The sequence below is a fragment of the Streptomyces sp. NPDC050619 genome, assembly GCF_040654815.1.
GTDB lineage: Bacteria > Actinomycetota > Actinomycetes > Streptomycetales > Streptomycetaceae > Streptomyces.
On sequence record NZ_JBFAIR010000002.1, the window covers coordinates 427,986 to 448,579 of the forward strand.

At 70.4% G+C, this 20,594-nt stretch carries 19 protein-coding genes and 3 pseudogenes; 7 read left to right on the forward strand and 15 right to left on the reverse strand.

The window, feature by feature from the left end:
* The first annotated feature begins 60 nt into the window (after positions 1-60).
* Positions 61-2,667, forward strand: a complete 2,607-nt coding sequence (locus AB0I77_RS04955) for a fibronectin type III domain-containing protein (RefSeq protein WP_363280925.1) — start codon at positions 61-63, stop codon at positions 2,665-2,667.
* A gap of 63 nt (positions 2,668-2,730) precedes the next feature.
* Here AB0I77_RS04955 and AB0I77_RS04960 read toward each other — a convergent pair whose 3' ends face one another.
* From AB0I77_RS04960 to AB0I77_RS05025, 14 genes are all read right to left on the reverse strand, one after another.
* Entirely contained in the window at positions 2,731-3,471 is a 741-nt protein-coding gene (locus AB0I77_RS04960; RefSeq protein ID WP_363280926.1) for a sirohydrochlorin chelatase, read from the reverse strand.
* Between the two features lie 7 nt (positions 3,472-3,478).
* Positions 3,479-4,357, reverse strand: a complete 879-nt coding sequence (locus AB0I77_RS04965) for an ABC transporter permease (protein ID WP_363280927.1) — start codon at positions 4,355-4,357, stop codon at positions 3,479-3,481.
* Complete coding sequence (locus tag AB0I77_RS04970) at positions 4,344-5,129, reverse strand: ABC transporter ATP-binding protein (RefSeq protein ID WP_363280928.1); 786 nt, start codon at positions 5,127-5,129, stop codon at positions 4,344-4,346. The genes AB0I77_RS04965 and AB0I77_RS04970 overlap by 14 nt, the downstream gene beginning before the upstream one ends.
* A 35-nt stretch (positions 5,130-5,164) precedes the next feature.
* The gene (locus tag AB0I77_RS04975) at positions 5,165-6,268 is read right to left on the reverse strand and encodes an aliphatic sulfonate ABC transporter substrate-binding protein (protein WP_363280929.1); all 1,104 of its coding nucleotides are present in this window, start codon (positions 6,266-6,268) and stop codon (positions 5,165-5,167) included.
* 223 nt (positions 6,269-6,491) lie between these two features.
* Positions 6,492-7,847 carry a GTP-binding protein gene (locus tag AB0I77_RS04980; RefSeq protein ID WP_363280930.1) on the reverse strand — a complete coding sequence of 452 codons (1,356 nt, stop codon included), beginning with the start codon at positions 7,845-7,847 and terminating at the stop codon, positions 6,492-6,494.
* Positions 7,848-7,849: 2 nt separating this feature from the next.
* Positions 7,850-8,788: a sulfate adenylyltransferase subunit CysD gene (cysD, locus tag AB0I77_RS04985; RefSeq protein ID WP_363280931.1), complete on the reverse strand. Its 939-nt coding sequence runs from the start codon at positions 8,786-8,788 to the stop codon at positions 7,850-7,852.
* Positions 8,785-9,378 carry an adenylyl-sulfate kinase gene (cysC, locus tag AB0I77_RS04990; protein ID WP_363280932.1) on the reverse strand — a complete coding sequence of 198 codons (594 nt, stop codon included), beginning with the start codon at positions 9,376-9,378 and terminating at the stop codon, positions 8,785-8,787. Before cysC ends, cysD begins: the two co-directional genes overlap by 4 nt.
* Positions 9,378-10,088: a phosphoadenylyl-sulfate reductase gene (locus tag AB0I77_RS04995; protein ID WP_363280933.1), complete on the reverse strand. Its 711-nt coding sequence runs from the start codon at positions 10,086-10,088 to the stop codon at positions 9,378-9,380. The genes cysC and AB0I77_RS04995 overlap by 1 nt, the downstream gene beginning before the upstream one ends.
* Positions 10,085-10,273, reverse strand: coding sequence for a hypothetical protein (locus AB0I77_RS05000; protein ID WP_363280934.1), 189 nt, complete (start codon positions 10,271-10,273; stop codon positions 10,085-10,087). Before AB0I77_RS05000 ends, AB0I77_RS04995 begins: the two co-directional genes overlap by 4 nt.
* Complete coding sequence (locus AB0I77_RS05005) at positions 10,270-11,967, reverse strand: nitrite/sulfite reductase (RefSeq protein ID WP_363280935.1); 1,698 nt, start codon at positions 11,965-11,967, stop codon at positions 10,270-10,272. Before AB0I77_RS05005 ends, AB0I77_RS05000 begins: the two co-directional genes overlap by 4 nt.
* A 126-nt stretch (positions 11,968-12,093) precedes the next feature.
* The gene (locus AB0I77_RS05010; protein WP_309486338.1) at positions 12,094-12,177 is read right to left on the reverse strand and encodes a putative leader peptide; all 84 of its coding nucleotides are present in this window, start codon (positions 12,175-12,177) and stop codon (positions 12,094-12,096) included.
* A 92-nt stretch (positions 12,178-12,269) separates the two neighbouring features.
* Positions 12,270-12,839 carry a GNAT family N-acetyltransferase gene (locus AB0I77_RS05015; RefSeq protein WP_363280936.1) on the reverse strand — a complete coding sequence of 190 codons (570 nt, stop codon included), beginning with the start codon at positions 12,837-12,839 and terminating at the stop codon, positions 12,270-12,272.
* Between the two features lie 38 nt (positions 12,840-12,877).
* Positions 12,878-14,152 (reverse strand): hypothetical protein, encoded by a 1,275-nt coding sequence (locus tag AB0I77_RS05020; protein ID WP_363280937.1) that lies wholly within the window; start codon positions 14,150-14,152, stop codon positions 12,878-12,880.
* Positions 14,153-14,558: 406 nt separating this feature from the next.
* Positions 14,559-16,193, reverse strand: a complete 1,635-nt coding sequence (locus AB0I77_RS05025; RefSeq protein ID WP_363280938.1) for an acyl-CoA dehydrogenase family protein — start codon at positions 16,191-16,193, stop codon at positions 14,559-14,561.
* Positions 16,194-16,300: 107 nt separating this feature from the next.
* Here AB0I77_RS05025 and AB0I77_RS05030 point away from each other — a divergent pair, with 107 nt between their 5' ends.
* The 4 genes and pseudogenes from AB0I77_RS05030 to AB0I77_RS05045 all read left to right on the forward strand — a co-directional run.
* Positions 16,301-17,446 (forward strand): YihY/virulence factor BrkB family protein, encoded by a 1,146-nt coding sequence (locus AB0I77_RS05030; RefSeq protein ID WP_363280939.1) that lies wholly within the window; start codon positions 16,301-16,303, stop codon positions 17,444-17,446.
* 22 nt (positions 17,447-17,468) lie between these two features.
* A pseudogene (locus AB0I77_RS05035) lies at positions 17,469-17,921 on the forward strand (helix-turn-helix transcriptional regulator); the annotation flags it as partial.
* Between the two features lie 79 nt (positions 17,922-18,000).
* Positions 18,001-18,315: pseudogene (locus AB0I77_RS05040) on the forward strand (DUF6597 domain-containing transcriptional factor); the annotation flags it as partial.
* A gap of 183 nt (positions 18,316-18,498) precedes the next feature.
* Positions 18,499-18,795: pseudogene (locus tag AB0I77_RS05045) on the forward strand (Tn3 family transposase); the annotation flags it as partial.
* A 65-nt stretch (positions 18,796-18,860) separates the two neighbouring features.
* On the opposite strand, the gene AB0I77_RS05050 reads toward AB0I77_RS05045, so the two are convergent.
* Positions 18,861-19,280, reverse strand: coding sequence for a helix-turn-helix domain-containing protein (locus tag AB0I77_RS05050; RefSeq protein WP_363280941.1), 420 nt, complete (start codon positions 19,278-19,280; stop codon positions 18,861-18,863).
* Between the two features lie 106 nt (positions 19,281-19,386).
* On the opposite strand from AB0I77_RS05050, the gene AB0I77_RS05055 reads away from it, so the two are divergent.
* Both AB0I77_RS05055 and AB0I77_RS05060 read left to right on the forward strand, forming a co-directional pair.
* Positions 19,387-19,872 carry a DsbA family protein gene (locus AB0I77_RS05055; protein ID WP_363280942.1) on the forward strand — a complete coding sequence of 162 codons (486 nt, stop codon included), beginning with the start codon at positions 19,387-19,389 and terminating at the stop codon, positions 19,870-19,872.
* A 43-nt stretch (positions 19,873-19,915) separates the two neighbouring features.
* The gene (locus AB0I77_RS05060; RefSeq protein ID WP_363280943.1) at positions 19,916-20,560 is read left to right on the forward strand and encodes an NAD(P)H-dependent oxidoreductase; all 645 of its coding nucleotides are present in this window, start codon (positions 19,916-19,918) and stop codon (positions 20,558-20,560) included.
* Positions 20,561-20,594: the final 34 nt, after the last annotated feature.

The following is a 20,594-nucleotide window of genomic DNA, read 5'->3' on the forward strand; positions in this document are numbered from 1 at the left end:
CGCCTAAGTGCTCCTACCTTTCCCGGCGTTGGGTCCAGGCTGATCCCACGGGAGGGGTACATGCCCACGCACCGAAGAGCCGTCCTCGTCACCCTCGTCACCGCTGTCCTGGCCCTCGGTGTCCCGGGCCTCGCGGCCCCGGCCCAGGCCGCGTCCTCCGACGTCTATGTGTCACCCGCCGGCGACGACCACGCCGACGGCACCGCCCGGCATCCCGTCCGCACCCTGGAACGCGCCCGCGACCTGGTCCGGGCGCGGGCCGCGAACCTCACGTCCGACCTGACAGTCCGCCTCGCCTCCGGTACGTACCGGCAGTCGGGCCCGCTCGTCCTCGACGCCCGGGACTCCGGCACGAACGGGCACAAGGTGATCTGGCAGGGCACCGCCAACACCGTCATCAGCGGCGGCCGTCAGGTCAGCGGATGGCAGCCGGTCGCCGGACGCAAGGGCATGTGGTCCGCGCCCGCGCCCCAGGGGCTCAAGGACACCCGGCAGTTGTACGTCGACGGAGTGCGCGCCCAGCGGGCCCGCGGGGCCGTGCCCGTCGCCCTCACCCAGACGGCGACCGGCTACGCCGCCTCCTCGGACACGATCGCCCACTGGAAGCACCCCTCGGACGCCGAGTTCGTCTACACCAGCGGCGAGGAGCTCTGGAACATCGAGCGCAACGGACTCGGCCAGTGGACCGAGCCGCGCTGCCGCATCGCCTCCGCCGAGGGCACCGCGATCACGATGGTCCAGCCCTGCTGGGACAACTCCAACAAGCGTGTCGAGTTCCCCGACATCCCCGGCCGCACGGTCGGCATGGTCGGCCCCGGCCGCCTCACCAACAGCGGCAAGGCGTCGTACATCGAGAACGCCTACGAACTGCTCGACCAGCCCGGTGAGTGGTACCTCGACAAGAGCGCGCACAGGGTTTACTACATGCCCCGCAAGGGCGAGAACCTGGCCCGCGCCGACGTCGAGGCCGCCGCCGCCGAGAGACTGGTCGACGGACGTGGCACCGCCGACGCCCCCGTCCACGACGTCGCCTTCCGTGGCCTCCAGTTCAGCTACGCGACCTGGCTGACCCCCTCACAGCCCGAGGGCTTCTCCGAGATCCAGGCGGGCTACACCATCACCGGTGACAAGGGCTGGGCCGCCCAGGGCCTGTGCCAGTACGTCGAGGGCGGCACCTGCCCGTTCGCGTCCTGGACGAAGATGCCAGGGAACGTCTCCTTCGCCTACGGGCAGCGCATCGAGTTCAGCGACGACGTCTTCGCCCACCTCGGCGCGTCCGGGCTGGACCTGGGCACGGGGACGAAGGACGCCACCGTCAAGGGCACCGTCTTCACCGACATCTCCGGCAACGGCCTGGAGATCGGGGGAGTGGACGGCCAGACGCCCGCGTCCGGCGTGCAGGTGACGGACAATCATCTCTACGGCCTGCCGCGCGAGTACCACGGCGCAGTGGCGATCCTGAACGGCTACACCCAGAACAACACCATCGCCCACAACCAGATCGACCACGTCGGCTACTCGGCGATCTCCATGGGCTGGGGCGGCTGGCCCGACAAGATCGGCGACGCGGCGACCCCGAACCCGAGCCACGACAACGCCGTCCGCGACAACCTCATCCACGACTACATGCAGATGCTCGACGACGGCGGCGGCATCTACACCCAGGGCCTGACCGGCACCTCGATGACCGACGGCGAGAAGGTCACCGGCAACGTCATCCACGACCAGTGGGGCCTGGGCAAGAGCGTCTACACCGACAACGGCTGCACCTACGAGACGATCGAGGGCAACGTCCTCTACAACGCCTCGTACGCCAACGTCGGTACCACCCACGTCGACTACCGCGACGACCTCGGCAACAAGGACCCGACCCTCATCAAGGACAACTGGTGGGAGGAGGGCACGGCCGACGGCGACAACAAGGGCGCGGTGACCACCGGCAACAAGACCATGACGGGACTGTCCGACGTACCGGCGGAGATCCTCGACAACGCCGGCCTCGAGCCCGCGTACCGAGGGCTCCTGGATCGCCGGATCGGCGCTCCGTCCGCCCCCGAGTCGCCCTCGCGGGTCGGCGCGACCTCCGCGGGCGCCGACGCCCTGGACGTCACCTTCAACCCGAGCTTCGTCGAGGGCGGTTCACCGGTGACGGGCTACACGGCCCGCGCCTACGACGCGACAGGAAAGCAGGTCGGTGAACAGGCCGTGTCCGCAGCGGAGTTCAAGCGCACCGCCCTGGTACGCATCGGTGGACTGCCGTCCTCCGGCGGCCCGTTCACGGAGACGGTCACCGCGAACAACGCCAACGGCACCAGCGCCCCGTCCCTCGCCTCGCTGCCGCTGACCCCCACGGCCGTGAGCGCGCTGCCTGCGGCGCCGACCGGCCCCAAGCTGCGGGCGAAGTCCACGGCGGCGACCCTCGCCTGGACTCCGCCGACGGCCACCGGTGACGCGAAGGTGATCGGCTACCGGGTGACGGTCTCCGACGGTCGGGACCCGATCCAGGTCACCGGCAGGGACGTCCTGGTCACCCAGCCCTCCGCCAAGGCCATGTTCCGGGTGATCGGCGGGCTCGAACAGGGCACGTCGTACACGGTGACGGTCGCCGCGGTGACGGCGGCCGGCATCGGACCCGCGGCCACGGTCACGGCGACGACCACGCCCTGAGGGGTCAGCGCCCTATGGGGCTTCTGATGGATCTCCGTGGAAATGGATCTCCGTGGAAGCCCCTTAGACGCCGACGGCCTCCGGCACCGGCGCCCGCGCCGCGTCGTACCGCTTCAGGAGCACCCGCGCCACCTCCGGCGCCGGGCCGAGTACACCGGCGAGGACGTCGGCCCCGGCCGCACCCCGCGCGATGCGGTCGGGCAGGAAGCCGGGGGCCAGGACGTACGGCGCGACCGCCACGCGTGAGCAGCCCAGTTCACGGAGTTCGCGCACCGCGTCCTCGGTGCGGGGGAGGGATGCGGAGGCGAACGCAGGCCGCACGGCGCACCAACCGGTGTGCCGCCACTCCCGCGCGATTTCTGCGATCACTGCGATCGCCTCCGGGTCGGTGGACCCCGCCGAGGCCAGTACGACCCCGGTCGAGGACTTGTCGGCGGGCGTCAACCCCGCCTCGTACAACCGCCGTTCGAGAGCGGCGAGCAGCAGCCATGACGGTCCGAGCACGTCGGCCTGCCGGATCCGCAGCTGCGGCGGCGCGTCCCGCAGGACCGCCGGGATGTCCGCCTTGGCGTGGAACGCGCGGGTCAACAGCAGCGGCAGAGCGACGACATCACGCACGCCCTCCGCCGCCAGGGACTTCAACACCCCCTGTACGGACGGGATGTTGAAGTCCAGGAAGCCGGTCTCCACCCGTAGGTCCGGACGCGTCGAGCGCACCCGGCGGACGAGAGCGTGCACCGTCGCGGCGTGCCGCGGGTCGCGGCTGCCGTGGGCGATGACGAGAAGAACCGGCTTGTGGAACATGAGAATCTCAGCCCTTCACCAGCAGGCCCCGGTTGCGCAGCACCCGCCGCTCCAGAGGGTTGAAGACCAGTAGCTCGATCGCGATGCCTACGAACAGGATCAGGAAGATGGCCTCGAACACCATTGCCATGGAACTGGCGTTGCGGCCGTACTCCAGCAGCGCACCCAGGCCGATGCCCAGATCGGGCGAGGGCGCGATGATCTCCGCCGCCATCAGCGAGCGCCAGGAGAACGCCCAGCCCTGCTTCAGTCCGGCCAGATAGCCCGGCAGCGCGGCCGGCATGACGATGTGCCGGGCGTTGTTCAGGCCCGTGGCGCCCATCGACCGGCCCGCCCGCAGGAACAGCGGCGGCACCTGGTCGATGCCGGCGACCAGACCGTTGGCGATGGAGGGGACCGCGCCGAGCAGGATGACGGCGTACATCATCTTGTTGTCCAGGCCCAGCCAGATCACGGCCGGCGGCACCCACGCCACCGACGGCAGTGACTGCAGACCGGACAGGACCGGCCCGATGGCCGCACGCACGAACTTCACCCGCGCGACCAGCAGACCCAGCGGGGTGCCGATGGCGAGCGCGAGCAGGAAGCCGAGCAGACCGCGCGAGACGCTGGTCCAGATGTAGCCGAGGAGTTCGCCCTCCAGCCAGGAGTTCTTGAACTCAGCTGCCACAGCGCCGGGGGAGGGCAGCTTGGTCGGGTTGTCGACGGTCGGAGTGAGGAGGGACCAGACCACCAGGACCAGCGCGATCGCGGCGATCGGCGGCAGGATCTTCTGGGTGAACGTCTGCCGGAAGGGCGTCCGCCCGCCGACTGTGGTCTCCAGCGCGTCGAGGCCCGCCTCCACGCTCCCGGCGTTCTCGACCGGTGTCGTGTCAGTGCTGGCCATGACGGCGGATCTCCCCACGCAGTACATCGGTGATCTCAAGGGACAGTTCGGCCACGGGGGCGTCCTCGATCCGGCGTGGCTGCGGAATGCCCACCGTCCACTCGCGCGCCACGCGGCCCGGACGGGAGGACAGCAGCACGACCCGCTGCGCCAGCCGGACGGCCTCGCGCACGTTGTGCGTCACGAACAGCACGGACACCCCCGTCTCCGCCCACAGACGGGTCAGCTCGTCGTGCAGCACGTCCCGCGTGATCGCGTCGAGCGCGGCGAACGGCTCGTCCATCAGCAGCAGCCCGCTGTCCTGTGCCAGCGCGCGGGCCAGCGCCACGCGCTGGCGCATACCGCCGGACAGTTCGTGCACCCGCTTGCCGTACGAGCCCTTCAGCCGGACCAGTTCGAGCAGTTCCTCGGTACGGCCGCGCCGCTCGCCCTTCGGAACTCCCCTGAGCTTCAGAGCGAGTTCGATGTTCTTGCCCGCGGTCAGCCACGGGAACAGGGCGTGCTCCTGGAACATCAGAGCCGGGCGCCCGTTGGTCGTGATGCTGCCCGAGCTCGGGTCGTCGAGCCCGGCGACCAGGTTGAGCAGTGTGGATTTGCCGCAGCCCGAGGCCCCCAGGAGGGTGACGAACTCACCCGGTGCGACATCGAGCGTGATGTCGTCGAGGACCAACTGCTGTCCGGCGGGACCGGCGAATGACTTCGAGACATGCTCGATACGGGCGGCGTGCTCGACTGACTCGGCCGGTTCGGCCTTGGCGATCGCGGTGGCCATGGTCGTCACCTCCTGGGAACTCTCTGGATTCGGGCTTACTTGACGCCGAGACCGGCGTCGTCGACCGTGCTCTCGCCCTCGGCCTTGAGGACCTTGTTCAGGATCGTGAGGTCGTAGATGCCCTTCAGCTGCGGGTCCTCCAGCAGACCGGCCTTGACCGCGTGCTCCGCCTCGGTGTTGAGGGTGGAGGCCAGTGGGTCATTGGTGAACTGGATGGACTTCCACGCCGGGTCCAGGACGTTCGCCGGCAGTTCCTTGCCGGAGTCGATGCCCAGCTGCTTGTTGGCCGCCGCCTTCGCCGCGTCGGGGTTGGCATTGATCCACTTGTTGGCCTCGACCGAGGCCTTCAGCACGGCCTCGACGGCCTTCGGGTGCTCCTTGAGGAACTCCTGCCGCACGATGATGTTCGTGATCACGAACTCCTTGTCCGGCCACAGCGACGCCTCGTCGAGGAGCACCTTCGCGCCCTCGGCGACCAGCTTGGACGCGGTCGGCTCCGGCACCCAGGCGCCGTCGATGGACCCGGCCGCGTAGGCGTCCGGGGTCACCTTGTTGTCGGTGCGGACCACCGACACGTCGCCCTTGCCGCTCTTCGCGTCGACCTTCCAGCCCTGGTCGGCGATCCAGTTGAGGAACGCCACGTCCTGGGTGTTGCCGACCTGCGGGGTGGCGATCTTCTTGCCCTTGACGTCCGCCAGGGACTTGATCTTCTTCGGGTTGACCACGAGCTTGACGCCGCCCGAGGCCGAACCGCCGATGATGCGCAGGTCCTTGCCGGCGGAGGCGGTGTAGCCGTTGATCGCCGGGGACGGGCCGATCCAGCCGATGTCGATGGAGCCCGCGTTCAGCGCCTCGATCTCGGACGGGCCGGCGTTGAAGATCGTGGGCGAGACCTTGGTGGCGCCCAGCTCCTTCTGGAAGAGGCCCTTGCCGACACCCACCAGAGCGGTGCCGTGGGTCAGATTGCCGAAGTAGCCGATCCTGACCGAGTCGAGACCGTCGATCTTCTTCGCCCCGGCGGCGACCTTGGCGGCGCCGTCGTCCTTGGCTTCAGATCCGTAACCGCAGGCGGCGAGCGTAAGAAGAGGGAGCGCGGCAACCACCGCGAAGGTACGGCGAAGTGCGGATGTAGCAGGCACGGGAGGTGTTCCCCTCGTTGGCCCGGCGGTCACGGTCTCTCAGGTCGTGGCCGGGAGGTCGGCAGGTTTTCGTCTACGGCGGTGGGGGGTGAGGGCGCGCGAGCGGTGCGCGTACGTCAGCGCACACATCGCGCCACCCCGCCCTGCCCGCTGCCGAGCGCACCGCTGCCGACGCGGCCGCCCTCCTTCGCGAACGTGGAGTAGTAGTCGGTGGAGTTCATGATCAGAAGTCCCACCCGTCGTCGTCCGTCTCGTCCTTGACGGGCTCCGGAGACGCGAACGACTCGCCGACCATGCCCGCGGTGAGCGTGGTGCCGTCGTTCGGGTCGATCAGGATGAACGAGCCGGTGCGCCGCGAGTCGGCGTAGGAGTCGACGGGCAGCGGCTCGGCGGTACGGATCTTGACCCGGCCGATGTCGTTGGCGATGAGCTGTCCCGGATGCGGGTGCAGGGACAGGTCGTCGAGCGTGAGCCGGGAGGGGATGTCCTTGACGATCGCCTTCACCGTGCGGGTGCCGTGCTTGAGCAGCACCCGGTGGCCGACGGTCAGCGCCGCGTCGGCCACGTGGCAGACGGTCGCCTCGATGTCCTGGGTGGTGGGCGGCGCGTCCTTGCTGGGCACGATCAGGTCGCCGCGCGAGATGTCGATGTCGTCCTCCAGCAGGACGGTCACCGACTGGGTCGTCCAGGCCACGTCGACCGGCTTGCCCAGCAGGTCGATGCCGGCGATCTTCGTGGAGCGGCCGGAGGGCAGCACCGAGACCTGCTCGCCCACCCGGAAGGAACCGGCGGCGATCTGGCCCGCGTAGCCCCGGTAGTCCGGGAGCTCGGCGGTCTGCGGCCGGATCACGTACTGCACGGGCAGCCGGGCGTGGCAGTGGCTGAGGTCGTGGGCGACCGGGACGGACTCCAGGTGTTCCAGGAAGGTCGGTCCGCCGTACCAGTCCATGTTCGCGGACGGGTCCACCACGTTGTCGCCGGCGAGCGCCGAGATCGGGATCGCGGTGATCTCCGGGACGCCCAGTTCGAGCGCGTACGCCGTGAACTCCTCGGCGATCGCGGCGAACACCGACTCCTTGTACTCGACCAGGTCCATCTTGTTGACGGCGAGGACCACGTGCGGCACACGCAGCAGCGCGGCGATCGCCGCGTGCCGGCGGGTCTGCTCGACGACGCCGTTGCGGGCGTCGACCAGGATCACCGTCAGCTCGGCCGTGGAGGCACCCGTCACCATGTTGCGGGTGTACTGCACGTGACCGGGGGTGTCGGCGAGGATGAACCGGCGGCGCGGGGTGGCGAAGTAGCGGTAGGCCACGTCGATGGTGATGCCCTGCTCGCGCTCGGCGCGCAGGCCGTCGGTGAGGAGGGCCAGGTCCGGCGCGTCCTGGCCGCGGCTGGCCGAGGCGCGCTCGACGGCCTCCAACTGGTCGGTGAGGACCGACTTGGAGTCGTGCAGCAGGCGCCCGACGAGGGTGGACTTGCCGTCGTCGACCGACCCGGCGGTGGCGAACCGCAGCAGGGTGGTCTCCGACAACTGCTCGACCGACAGCGGCTCGATGGGTTCCGTGATGCTGGTCATGGTTAGAAGTACCCCTCGCGCTTGCGGTCTTCCATCGCGGCCTCGGACATCTTGTCGTCGGCGCGGGTGGCGCCGCGCTCGGTGAGCCGGGAGGCGGCGATCTCGGTGATCACGGCGTCCAGCGTGGTCGCGTCGGAGTCGACGGCGCCGGTGCAGGACATGTCGCCGACCGTGCGGTAGCGCACGAGCCGCTTCTCGACCGTCTCGCCGTCCTTCGGCCCGCCCCACTCACCGGCGGTCAGCCACATGCCGGCCCGCTGGAACACCTCGCGCTGGTGGGCGAAGTAGATCTGCGGCAGCTCGATGCCCTCGCGGGCGATGTACTGCCAGACGTCCAGCTCGGTCCAGTTGGACAGCGGGAACACGCGGACGTGCTCGCCGGGAGCGTGCCGGCCGTTGTACAGGTTCCACAGCTCGGGCCGCTGCCGCCGCGGGTCCCACTGCGAGAACTCGTCCCGCAGGGAGAACACCCGCTCCTTGGCGCGCGCCTTCTCCTCGTCCCGGCGCCCGCCGCCGAAGACGGCGTCGAACTTCTCGGCCTGGATCTTCTCGGTGAGCGGGAGGGTCTGGAGCGGGTTGCGGGTGCCGTCCGGGCGCTCCTTGAGGACACCCCGGTCGATGTACTCCTGCACGGACGCGACATGCAGCCGCAGGCCGTGCTTCTCGACCGCGCGGTCGCGGTAGTCGAGGACCTCGGGGAAGTTGTGCCCGGTGTCCACGTGCAGCAGCGAGAACGGGACCGGGGCGGGGGTGAACGCCTTGAGCGCCAGGTGCAGCATGACGATGGAGTCCTTGCCGCCGGAGAACAGGATCACCGGCCGCTCGAACTCACCCGCCACCTCGCGGAAGATGTGGACGGCCTCGGATTCGAGGGCGTCCAGGTGAGAGAGGGCGTACGGGCTGTCCATGTCCTCCTCGACGTGTGCGACGGTCGTCGTCATGCCAGTCCCCTTTCGGTGAGCAGCGCGTGGACCACGGCCGCGGACTCCCGCACCGTCTGGTGCTGCGACTCGATCCGCAGGTCGGGCGACTCGGGCTCCTCGTACGGGTCGTCGACCCCGGTCAGCCCGGACAGCTCGCCCGCCGCCTGCTTTGCGTACAGACCCTTCACGTCCCGCTCACTGCACACCTCGACCGGAGTCGCCACATGGACCTCGAGGTACGCCGACCCGTTCTCCTGGTGCCGCTTGCGCACCGCCTCGCGGCTGTCCGCGTAGGGCGCGATCACCGGGACGAGCGCCTTGACGCCGTTGCGGGCGAGCAGTTCGGCGACGAAGCCGATGCGCTGCACGTTGGTGTGCCGGTCCTCGCGGCTGAAGCCGAGGCCCGCCGAGATGAACTCGCGGATCTCGTCGCCGTCGAGCACCTCGACGAGGTGGCCCTCCGCACGGAGCCGGTCGGCCAGCTCGTAGGCGATGGTGGTCTTGCCGGCACTCGGCAGACCCGTGAGCCAGACGGTGGCTCCGGTCGTCACGTGAGTCTCCTCGCTCGTAGAAGGCACTGTGGGCACGGTCGTAGCGGGCACGGTCATCAGCCGTGGATCCCGCACTCGGTCTTGCCGCTGCCGGCCCAGCGGCCGGCCCGTGCGTCCTCGCCCTCCAGGACGCGGCGGGTGCAGGGGGCGCAGCCGACGGAGGCGTAGCCGTCCATCAGCAGGGGGTTGGTGAGGACGCCGTGTTCGGCGACGTACGCGTCCACGTCGTCCTGGGTCCAGCGGGCGATCGGGGAGATCTTGACCTTCTGGCGCTTCTCGTCCCAGCCGACGACCGGGGTGTTCGCCCGGGTCGGGGACTCGTCGCGGCGCAGACCGGTCGCCCAGGCCTGGAAGTTCTTCAGCCCCCGCTCCAGAGGCTCCACCTTGCGCATGGCGCAGCACAGGTCGGGGTCGCGGTCGTGCAGCTTGGGGCCGAACTCCGCGTCCTGCTCGGCGACCGTCTGGCGCGGGGTGAGCGTGATGACGTTGACGTCCATCACCGCCTCGACCGCGTCGCGGGTGCCGATGGTCTCCGGGAAGTGGTAGCCGGTGTCGAGGAAGACGACGTCGATGCCGGGCATGGCGCGGGAGGCGAGGTGGGCGACCACCGCGTCCTCCATCGAGGAGGTCACGCAGAAGCGCTTGCCGAAGGTGTCGACCGCCCACTGGAGTATCTCCAGCGCGGTGGCGTCCTCCAGGTCGCGGCCCGCCTGTTCGGCGAGCGCCTTCAAGTCCTCTGTCGTGCGCTCTTCCTGGGTGGTCGTCATATCGTCTCTCCCCCTGCGTCGGTCGGCTGAAGGCCCCGGGCGAGCAGCCCGAGGAACTTCAACTGGAATGCGCGGTTGCACGCCGCGCATTCCCACGCGCCGTGGGTGCCTTCCAGGGCTTCGCTCGGACGGAGGTCCTCGTCGCCGCAGTAAGGGCAGTAGAAGGGGGCGGCCCGCTCGCTCATGAGAGGGCCTCCTCGCTGGCCCGGGCCGCCCAGGCGGCGAACCGCTCGCCGTCCTCGCGCTCCTCCTGGAACCGCTTGAGGACGCGCTCGACGTAGTCCGGCAGCTCCTGTGAGGTGACCTTCAGGCCACGGACCTTGCGGCCGAAGCCGGCCTCCAGACCGAGCGCGCCGCCCAGGTGCACCTGGAAGCCCTCGACCTGCTCGCCCTGGTCGTTGAGCATGAGCTGGCCCTTGAGACCGATGTCCGCCACCTGGATACGCGCGCAGGCGTTCGGGCAGCCGTTGAGGTTGATGGTGATCGGCTCGTCGAAGTCCGGGATCCGGCGCTCCAGTTCGTCGATCAGCTGGGAGCCGCGGGCCTTGGTCTCCACGATGGCGAGCTTGCAGTACTCGATGCCGGTGCAGGCCATGGTGCCGCGCCGGAACGGGGAGGGCTTGGCGGTCAGGTCGAGGGCCTCCAGGGCCTCGACCAGCGACTGGACCTGCGCCTCCTCGACATCGAGCACGATCATCTTCTGCTCGACGGTGGTGCGGACCCGGCCCGAGCCGTGCGCTTCCGCCAGCTCGGCGATCTTCGTCAGGGTCGTGCCGTCCACGCGGCCCACGCGCGGGGCGAAACCGACGTAGAAGCGGCCGTCCTTCTGCCGGTGCACGCCGACGTGGTCGCGCCAGCGCTCCACCGGCTGGGCCGGGGCGGGGCCGTCGATCAGCTCGCGCTTGAGGTACTCGTCCTGAAGGACCTGACGGAACTTCTCCGGGCCCCAGTCGGCGACCAGGAACTTCAGGCGGGCGCGGGTGCGCAGCCGCCGGTAGCCGTAGTCGCGGAAGATCGAGATGACGCCCTCGTAGACGTCCGGGACCTCGTCCAGCGGGACCCAGGCGCCGAGCCGGACGCCGATCTTCGGGTTGGTGGACAGGCCGCCGCCGACCCACAGATCGAAGCCGGGGCCGTGCTCGGGGTGCTCGACGCCGACGAACGCGATGTCGTTGATCTCGTGCGCCACGTCCAGCAACGGCGAGCCGGAGATCGCGGACTTGAACTTGCGGGGCAGGTTCGAGAAGTCCTTGTTGCCGATGATCCGGCGCTGGATCGCCTCGATCGCCGGGCTGCCGTCGATGATCTCGTCCTCGGCGATACCGGCCACGGGCGAGCCGAGGACCACGCGGGGCGTGTCACCGCAGGCCTCGGTGGTGGACAGGCCGACCGCCTCCAGGCGGTTCCAGATCTCGGGCACGTCCTCGATCCGGATCCAGTGGTACTGGACGTTCTGCCGGTCGGTGATGTCGGCGGTGCCGCGCGCGAACTCCTGCGAGATCTCGCCGATCACGCGCAGCTGCTCGGTGGTGAGCCGGCCGCCGTCGATACGGACGCGCAGCATGAAGTACTCGTCGTCCAGCTCCTCCGGCTCCAGGATCGCGGTCTTGCCGCCGTCGATCCCGGGCTTGCGCTGGGTGTACAGCCCCCACCAGCGCATCCGGCCACGCAGGTCGTTGGGGTCGATCGAGTCGAAGCCGCGCTTGGAGTAGATCGTCTCAATGCGTGTCCGCACATTGAGACCGTCGTCGTCCTTCTTGAACTGCTCGTTGCCGTTGAGCGGGGTGTAGTGTCCCGCGGCCCACTGGCCTTCACCGCGGTGACGGCTCACCTTGCGGCGGACAGGCGCGGCGGCAGGCTTCGGCGGGGTGGCGGCCATGGTGGATACGTCCTTCGGGACAGGCGGGAAGCGGCTCTGACCTGCGCATACGCGCGCATGGGTGTAGATGCGCGTCGTTGCGCGGGATGAAGCGGAAAGTCGGGAAATGTCGGGCGGCGTTAGGGCTCAGCTCGCCGGACAGATGGCGCTGGACATGCGGCCGAGGTCGACGTGCCGCCGACTCACCAAGGCAATTCCAGTTCCAGACATGACGGAAGCGTGTCACGGCGATCTGGACACAGTCCAGCTTTGTCCGCGATTCGGACACCCTTGTCCCGGATCATGAGACAGAGTGTTGTCGGTCACAGAGAGGCGCCCGGCCACGGCCCCGGCGCGGTGACCTGCGGCTCCTCCTCGACCTCGGTGTCGAACAGCTTGAAGCCCCGGCGCAGATAGTTGTCCATCGCATGCTCGCCGTCCAGGCTGCACGTGTGCAACCACACCCGCTTGGTCTGCGGCAGCTCCGGCCAGCGGTCCGCGAGGTCCCAGGCGCGCGCGGCGCCGTACGACAGCAGGTGCCCGCCGATCCCGCGCCCGCGGAAGGCCGGGATCAGCCCGAAGTAGACGATCTCCACGACCCCGTCGTCCTGCGGCTCCAGCTCCACGTACCCGGCGGGCGTGCCCCGGTCGTGCGCGACCCACGTCTCCACGCCGGGCCGGTCCAGCTGCTCCTGCCACCGCGCGTACGTCCAGCCGAGCCGGTCGATCCAGCGGATGTCCCCGCCGACCGACGCGTACAGGAAGCGGCTGAACTCGGGGGAGGGGACCTCGGAGCGGACGATCCGTACGTCCTCCTCCGGCGCGGCGGCCGGCAGGAGGTCGGTCGGGGCGGTCTGCTCCAGGGACCAGGTGGTCACGGGGATGTTCGTCATGGCGGCCAGGGAACCACTGATCGCGGCGGACTGTCGAGTCAGCGCACAGAGCTGTCGAGCGAGGCCAGCGGCAGCGCGAACAGCGTCTGCCCCGACTGCGACCAGACCTCGCCGGTCGCCGCCCAGTAGGACAGGGACCGCGTGCGCGGGCTCCAGCAGTGCTTCGTCTCGTCGGACCCGCACTCGGCGGCCCGGCCGCCGCTCGCGTCCTCGCGCCACAGCGTGCCGTGCCCCTGGTCCTCGCCCGCGTCCCGGCTCACGTACCAGTCGGAGTCGTACGACAGGACGCCCCCGCCCCCGCCCCCGTCGCCCTTCGTCTCGTACGCCTCTACGGCCTTGGCCTGCCCGGTGGCGTCCGTGGCCAGCAGCCCGCCGCGGTCCGGGTCCGTGCTGAAGGAGTAGCGCCACAGCCGGGCGGGCCGCTCGCCGCCTGCCGTGGTGCGCCCGCTCGCGACCAGGCTGTCGGGCGTCGTGCTGCGGTCGAGGGAGAGGGCCTCGGGACGCGGTGCGCCGTCCGCACCGCTCAGGCGGTACGAGCCGACGGCCGGCAGAACGTACCGGTAGCCGTGCGCCGACCAGCCGCCGCGCACCCGGCCGATCGCCGCGCTGTCCACGGTGGCGCGCTGGACGCGGTTCACGTCGTACACGTAGAGCCCCTTGGCGGAGGTGACCAGCAGCTTGTCCTGGTACCAGACCATGCCGGAGACGTCGGAGTCGAGCGCCCGGTAGTTCCGCCCGCCGTCGACCGGGACGGTGAGCAGGGCCGAGGTGTAGGTGAGGTGGTTCAGATCGTTCGCGTCGACGAAGGCGACCCGGGCGAGGCCGCGGCCGGCCGTGGGGCCCTCCTGGCTCCAGCCGGAGAGGATCGCGCGGTTCTGGCCCCAAACGCCGTCGTCGTCGGCGTCCCCGGAGGTGGTGACCGCACCGGGCCGCCAGGACCGGGTGCCGGCGGCGTCCCAGCAGTAGGCGCGGGTGGCGGCGGGCTCGACGGGCAGCGCCTCCCGCTCGGCGCCGGTGCAGCTGGCCGCGTCGCGCAGGGTGTGCTCGGCACTGTCGAGGACCGCACCGACCCCGACGGGCCGGCCCATCCCCGAGGCGAGCCGGTCCAGTGACTGCTGCGGCACGCGATGTTCCCTCAGACTCAGCGAGCCGGTCTCGGCGAGTGGCTTCAGTGCCCCGGGGTTGTCACTGACCGTGGCCTGCGAGGCGCTGATCAGGGTGGCGGCGCCGGTCAGCGCGAGGGCGGTCCCGGCCAGGAAGGCGCGCAGCGCCTTGCCCCGCTTTTGCCGACGGTGTCTGCCGCGCTGTTTCATGCGTCCTCCCGAGGCGGGCCAACTGCGCCTGGTGATCCGTGCGTTGACCAAGGAGCAGGTGGGGTGGCCCGTAGAGGGATGCTACGGCAGTCGGGCACCGCCGGGGACGAAGACCCCGCAATTAACTGCAATTATGCGGATGACGAACTCCGAGGCTGCCGCGACCGACAGCAGCCCCTCCCGCGGCACCGGCAGCATGTCCGTCGGCGTCCGGGGCGGAGGGACACAGTCCGCCCACAGACACCAGCAAGTTGCAACCCCCTGCAACCCTGGTGAACGACGGCCCTCTGCTTGAAACTTGAGCGACGCCGCCCCGTGTGGTGTCGCCGGCCTGAACGGGCCAGCGGCGGGGGTGGTGCCGTGTCGGCGCAGCACCACCCCCGCACCGTGTGGGACAGGACGCGTATCAGGCCACCGGACGCGCCCGCTCCACCACCGACTTCAGGTCCAGGCTGGGCGGCAGGGTGCCGAAGGCGGCGCCCCCGTTCGCGCCGAGGCGCGCCGCGCAGAACGCGTCGGCGACCTCCGGCGGCGCGTACCGCACGAGCAGCGAGCCCTGGAGCACCAGCGCGAGCCGCTCGGCCAGCCGCCGGGCCCGCCCCTCGGCCTCCTCCAGATCGCCGAGTTCGGTCAGCAGGTCCTTGACCGCCGTGTCGAGCCGGTGGTCGGCGCCGCGTGTCCTGCCGACCTCCAGCAGGTAGGCGTTCAGGGCCGACGGCTCCCGCCGCAACGCCCGCAGCACGTCAAGGGCCTGGACGTTCCCGGCCCCCTCCCAGATCGAGTTCAGCGGCGACTCGCGCACCAGCCGGGGCAGGCCCGACTCCTCGACGTACCCGTTGCCGCCCAGGCACTCGGCGGCCTCGACCACCACCGGCGCACACCGCTTGGTCACCCAGTACTTGGCGGCCGGCACCGCGATCCGCAGCAGCGCCCGCTCCTGCTCGCCGCCGTCGTCACAGGCCGCCGCGAGCCGGAGTGCGAGCGTGGTCGCCGCCTCGGACTCCAGCGCGAGGTCGGCCAGCACGTTGCGCATCAGCGGCTTGTCGACGAGCTTCCCGCCGAAGGCCTCGCGATACGCGCAGTGGTGGACGGCCTGCGCGACGGCCTGCCGCATCAGACCCGCCGAGCCCAGCACGCAGTCCAGCCGGGTCGCCGCCACCATCTCGATGATGGTGCGCACCCCGCGCCCCTCCTCGCCGACCCGGCGCGCCCACGTCCCGTCGAACTCGACCTCGCTCGAGGCGTTCGACCGGTTGCCCAGCTTGTCCTTGAGCCGCTGGATCAGGAACACGTTGCGGGCGCCGTCCTCCAGCACGCGCGGCACCAGGAAACAGGTGAGCCCCTCCGCGGCCTGCGCCAGCACGAGGAACCCGTCCGACATCGGCGCCGAGCAGAACCACTTGTGCCCGGTCAGCTCGTAGGTCCCCTCCTCGGCGAGCGCCCTGGCGGCCGTCGAATTCGCGCTAACGTCGCTGCCGCCCTGCTTCTCCGTCATGCCCATCCCGAACAGCGCCCCGGCCTTGAGACGGGCGGGCCGCAGCTCGCGGTCGTAGACCATGGACGTCAGCCTGGGCTCCCACTCCGCGGCGAGCGCGGGGTCCGTGCGCAGGGCGGGCACCGCCGCGTGGGTCATCGACAGGGGGCAGCAGTTGCCCGCGTCGACCTGCGTCCACAGCTGGAACGCCGCCGCGCGCCGCACATGCCCGCCGGGCCGCGACCAGGCAGCGGTCAGGCCCGCCGCGACGCCCTTGCCGAGCAGCCGATGCCAGGCCGGATGGAAGTCGACCTCGTCGACGCGACGGCCGTACCGGTCGTGCGTGCGCAGCCGGGGCGGATGCCCGTTGGCCTGCGCGCCCCACTCCTGCGTCTGTGCCGAGCCGCAGGCCCGGCCGAGCGCGGCGAGCTCTGCGCGCACCTCGTCGAGAAGTTCCGGGGCGGTGTGCCGCTCCATCGCCGCCGACAGAGCGCGGTCGGCCGTGAACGCGTCGTATCCGATCAGCGGCGGAGGCTGATTGATCACGATATGGGTGCTGCCTGCCATACCGGCGAACTTACCCCGCACGGCGTACGTCACCACAGCGACGCGGCACCCGGCCCACCAGGGCACCGGGGGTGAGCGTGGCCTGCCGAGACGGATACCTTTGGTTCGTGCAGCCAGCAAGTGAATCCCCTCAACTACCCTCCGGCCGTCTCCATCGGGCGCGTGCCCTCTACCGGAACGTCTCGAAGCGCAAGACCGCCTGGCTGCTGGTCAAGGACACCGTCAACTCCTGTATGGAGTACCGCATCCTGGGCCTCGCGGCCGAGGCCGCGTTCTTCACGCTGCTGTCCGTGCCGCCGCTGCTGCTCAGCATGATCGGACTGCTCGGCTACGTCGACTCCTGGACCGGCGCCGACACCATCCAGAGCCTGGAGAACAACCTTCTGGAGGCCTCGCGCACGGTCCTGTCCGACAAGGGCGTGAGCCAGATCGCCCAGCCGATCCTGCACGACGTGACCAAGGGCGGCCGGCCCGACATCATCTCCATAGGCTTCCTGTTCGCCCTGTGGTCCGGCTCCCGCGCCGTGAACGTCTTCATCGACACCATCACCGTGATGTACGGCCTCGACGGCGTCCGCGGCATCGTCAAGACCCGGCTGCTCGCCTTCGCGCTGTTCCTCGTGGCCCTGGTGATCGGCTCGATCGCGCTGCCGCTGATGGTGGCCGGGCCGGACGCCGTGGTGGACATCGTGCCCTGGTCGACCACGGTCGTACAGGTGCTCTACTGGCCCGTTGTCATGGTGCTGTCCATCGTCTTCCTGACCACGCTGTACCACGTGTCCGTGCCCGTGCGCTCCCCGTGGATCGAGGACGTCCCCGGCGCCCTGGTCGCCCTCGGCATGTGGGTGCTCGGCAGCTTCCTGCTGCGCATCTACCTGACCAACACCGTCGAGGGCCCCACCATCTACGGCTCCCTCGCCGCGCCCGTCGCCGTACTGCTGTGGATCGGCGTCTCCGCGTTCGCCGTCCTGGTCGGTGCGGCGGTCAACGCCGCCATCGACCGAGTCTGGCCGGCCGCCGCGACGGCCGCGGCCCGCGCCGTCAACGAGCGCCTGCGCGAGGCCCAGGTCGCCGAGTACGTAGCCCGCCACGCCGCGGCCCGCGAGACCGACCCCGACCCCGAGGACCCCGACATGCCCTCCGAGTTCCCGGAGCGCTGGTCGCGCTTCCTGCCACCGGAGGACGTGACGTCCCGCCTGCGCACGCATGTGAAGAGCACCCACCCGCCGCACCACAAAGAAGACGATCACTGAGGCGTACCCATAGGGGCGCGGGCCGTTCCTCGCGGAGGAGCTCGTGCGTGACGAACCGGGCCAGGGGGTGGTCCTCGACCGCCTGCTGGACCTGTTGGTCATCGCCGCGCTGCGGGCGTGGTTCTCCCGCCCCGAGGCCGAGGCCGAGGCACCGGCCTGGTACCGGGCCCTCGCGGACCCGGTCGTCGGCCGGGTGCTGCGTCTGGTCCAGGAGGACCCCGCCCACGCTTGGACGGTGGCCTCGCTCGCCGCAAAGGCCGGGGTCTCCCGGGCCGCGCTCGCCCGCCGCTTCACGGACCTTGTGGGCGAGCCCCCGATGTCGTACCTCACGGGCTGGCGCCTGGCCCTCGCTGCCGACCGCCTGCGCGATACGGACGACACCCTGGAGGCGATCGCCCGCCAGGTCGGCTACGGCAGCGCGTTCAAGCGGGTGTACGGCGTGAGCCCGCACGAGCACCGGACGCGCGTGGCGTAGCGGATCCCCCCATGTACGCGGAGAGGCCTTCCCGCGCAGCGCGCCGTGCGGCGCATGGGGCGAGCGGATCGGGCTGCGTATGGCGGGCGCGGTCGTGTGGACGAATACGCCGGCCGTATCCGGCTCCGGTCGTGTCCTGCCCGACGGGTGTATGGACCTGTTGTGGAATGACGGGCGGCTGCTGGTCGCGGGGCCCGACACGCGCGCGTACGTCGCCGAGGGTGAGCCGAGTGCCTGGGCCGGCGTGCGCTTTCCTCCGGGCATCGCACCGGCCCTGCTCGGCGTGCCCGCGCACGAACTACGGGACCGGCGTGTGGAGTTGGCCGATCTGCGGCCGGTCCCGCAGGTGCGGCGACTCACCGCGGAGGTGAACGGGGCGGCCGACCCGGCGAGTCGGTCGGTACCGTCGGCCGGATACCGAGTCGGAGGTCCTGAGCGCGACCCCTGCTTCCGACGCGCTGGGCCCCCTGTGTGCTGGGCATCAACTGGGTGTGCGGTTCAGGTGATTTGGGGCGGTTGCTGCCGCATGTGGCCGGTGTGGTGGTGGAGTCGGTGGAGCGGACCGCCGGGGGGGGCATACCGGACGGGACAAGAAGACCAGCTCGGCGCGCTCCGCCTGGTCTTGAATGCCGCCGTGCTCTGGGCGACCCGCTACCTGGACGCCGCGGTCGACCACCTGCGGGCCCTGCCGCCCGAGGAGCGGGAGCACGACGTCCTGGACGAGGACGTGGCCCGCCTCTCCCCGCTCAAGCACGCCAACCTCAACTGCCTGGGCCGCTACAGCTTCGTCGCCCGCCGGCCGCGCGAGGGTCTGCGGCCCCCGCGCGACCCGGCAACCGTCCACCTTGACGAGGACCACGGCGACTCGGTGTAGCAGCGGGTGAGACGGCTCCGTCGCGCTTTCGGCCAGCACCCCCGAGTATCGGTGGCTGCCGCAGCTCAGGACCGGGACGCGGAGGAGGCGGCGGTGCCGGCACGGGAACGGTTGGCGCGGATCTCGTCGTGGTGGTCGGCCGCCCAACCGATCAGCTGCTTGACGATCTCTTTCAGGCCGCCGCCGAGCGGGGCGAGTGCGTACTCCACGCGCGGTGGCACCTCGGCGTAGGCGGTACGGCTGATCAACCCGTCCTCTGTGAGCTGGCGAAGGGTGTGGGTCAGCATGCGCTGGGAGATGCCCGGGACCTGGCGCTGCAAGTCGGTGTAGCGCATCGGGCCGTCCTCCAAGACGGCGATGATCAACATGCTCCACTTGTCGCCCACCCGGTCGAGCATCTGGCGGATGAAGTCCATGTGCTCGGCGGGGACACTCGCGCACGGCCCGACCGCAGCCGCCATCCCGATACCCGCGCTGTCCTGCATAGCGCCCGTTCCTCTCCGTCGCGCACACCGATGTGCCTTTTGTATCGCCTTCCATACTGGCTCATCATGGCGTTACGAACAAACAGTAGGAATTGGAGGTCAGGCCATGAACGTCGAGATCTGGTCTGAGATCGCCTGCCCCTGGTGCGGCCTGGGCGGCCATCGGTTGGATCGGGCCGTGGAGCGATTCGAGCACAGCGGCCACGTAGAAGTGATCCACCGCTCGTTCCCTCTGGGCAGTGGCCTCCCCGAGGACCGCACGCTCAGCGTCCGCGAATTTGTGCCGGCCAAGTACGGCGTCATCCCCGGGCAGGCCGGCGTACCGGATATCGAAGGCATGGCCGCCGCCGAGGGCCTGGCCCCCTACCGGGTCCTGGACAACCGAGTCGGGAACACCGACCTGGCCCACGAGTTCCTGGCTCACGCCTCCGCCGAAGGCAAGAACGGCGAGGCCTGGAACATGATCTTCAGCGACGCCCTGCTCGGGCTGCTACGGACCGCGTGGAACGAGACCCACCCGGTCACCGTGGCACCCGCCGGCGACGCGCCGGCCTGCGGCCCCGACGGCTGCGCCGTCCCCAGCCGCCCGTGAACCACCGCACCATCACGCACATCAACTTTCGAAAGGCTCCACCATGTCGTACCTGCTGCACATCGACTCCTCCTCGCTCGACGAGGCGTCCGTCTCCCGTCAGGTCGCCCGGTCCTTCCGTGACGCCTGGCAGGGCGAGGTCGTTCACCGCGATCTGGCTGCCGCTCCCGTGCCGCATCTGAGCGCCGCGGGCATCACCGCCCGCGTCACCGACCCGGCCCAGCACACCGCGGAGCAGGCATCGGCCGCCGCTCTTCAGGACGAACTCATCAAGGAGTTCCTCGACGCCGAGGCCTACCTTTTCACCGTGCCGATGTACAACCTCACGATGCCCTCGGTGTTCAAGGCGTGGCTGGATCAGCTCATCGTCTTCGACCGGACCGTGATCCACGGCGGCCCCTCGCCCGCCGCCGGTCGTCCGGCCGTGCTGATCTCCGCCCGTGGTGGGGCGTACGGCCCCGGCGCGCCCAGGGAGGGTTTCGACTACGTCGTGCCCCCTCTGGAGGCCATACTCGGTCGGGACGAGCTGCTCGGCCTGGACGTCGCCACGGTGACACCGGAGCTGACCGCGGCCCCGCACACCCCCGCCCTCGCCTCGCTCCTGCCCAAGCACGAGGCGTCCATGGCCAACGCCCACGATCAGGCCCGCCGCCTGGCCACCGCCATCGGCACCCCGCTTGCCGCCTGATCTTTCTCACCAAGTAGTCCCTACGACTGACCTG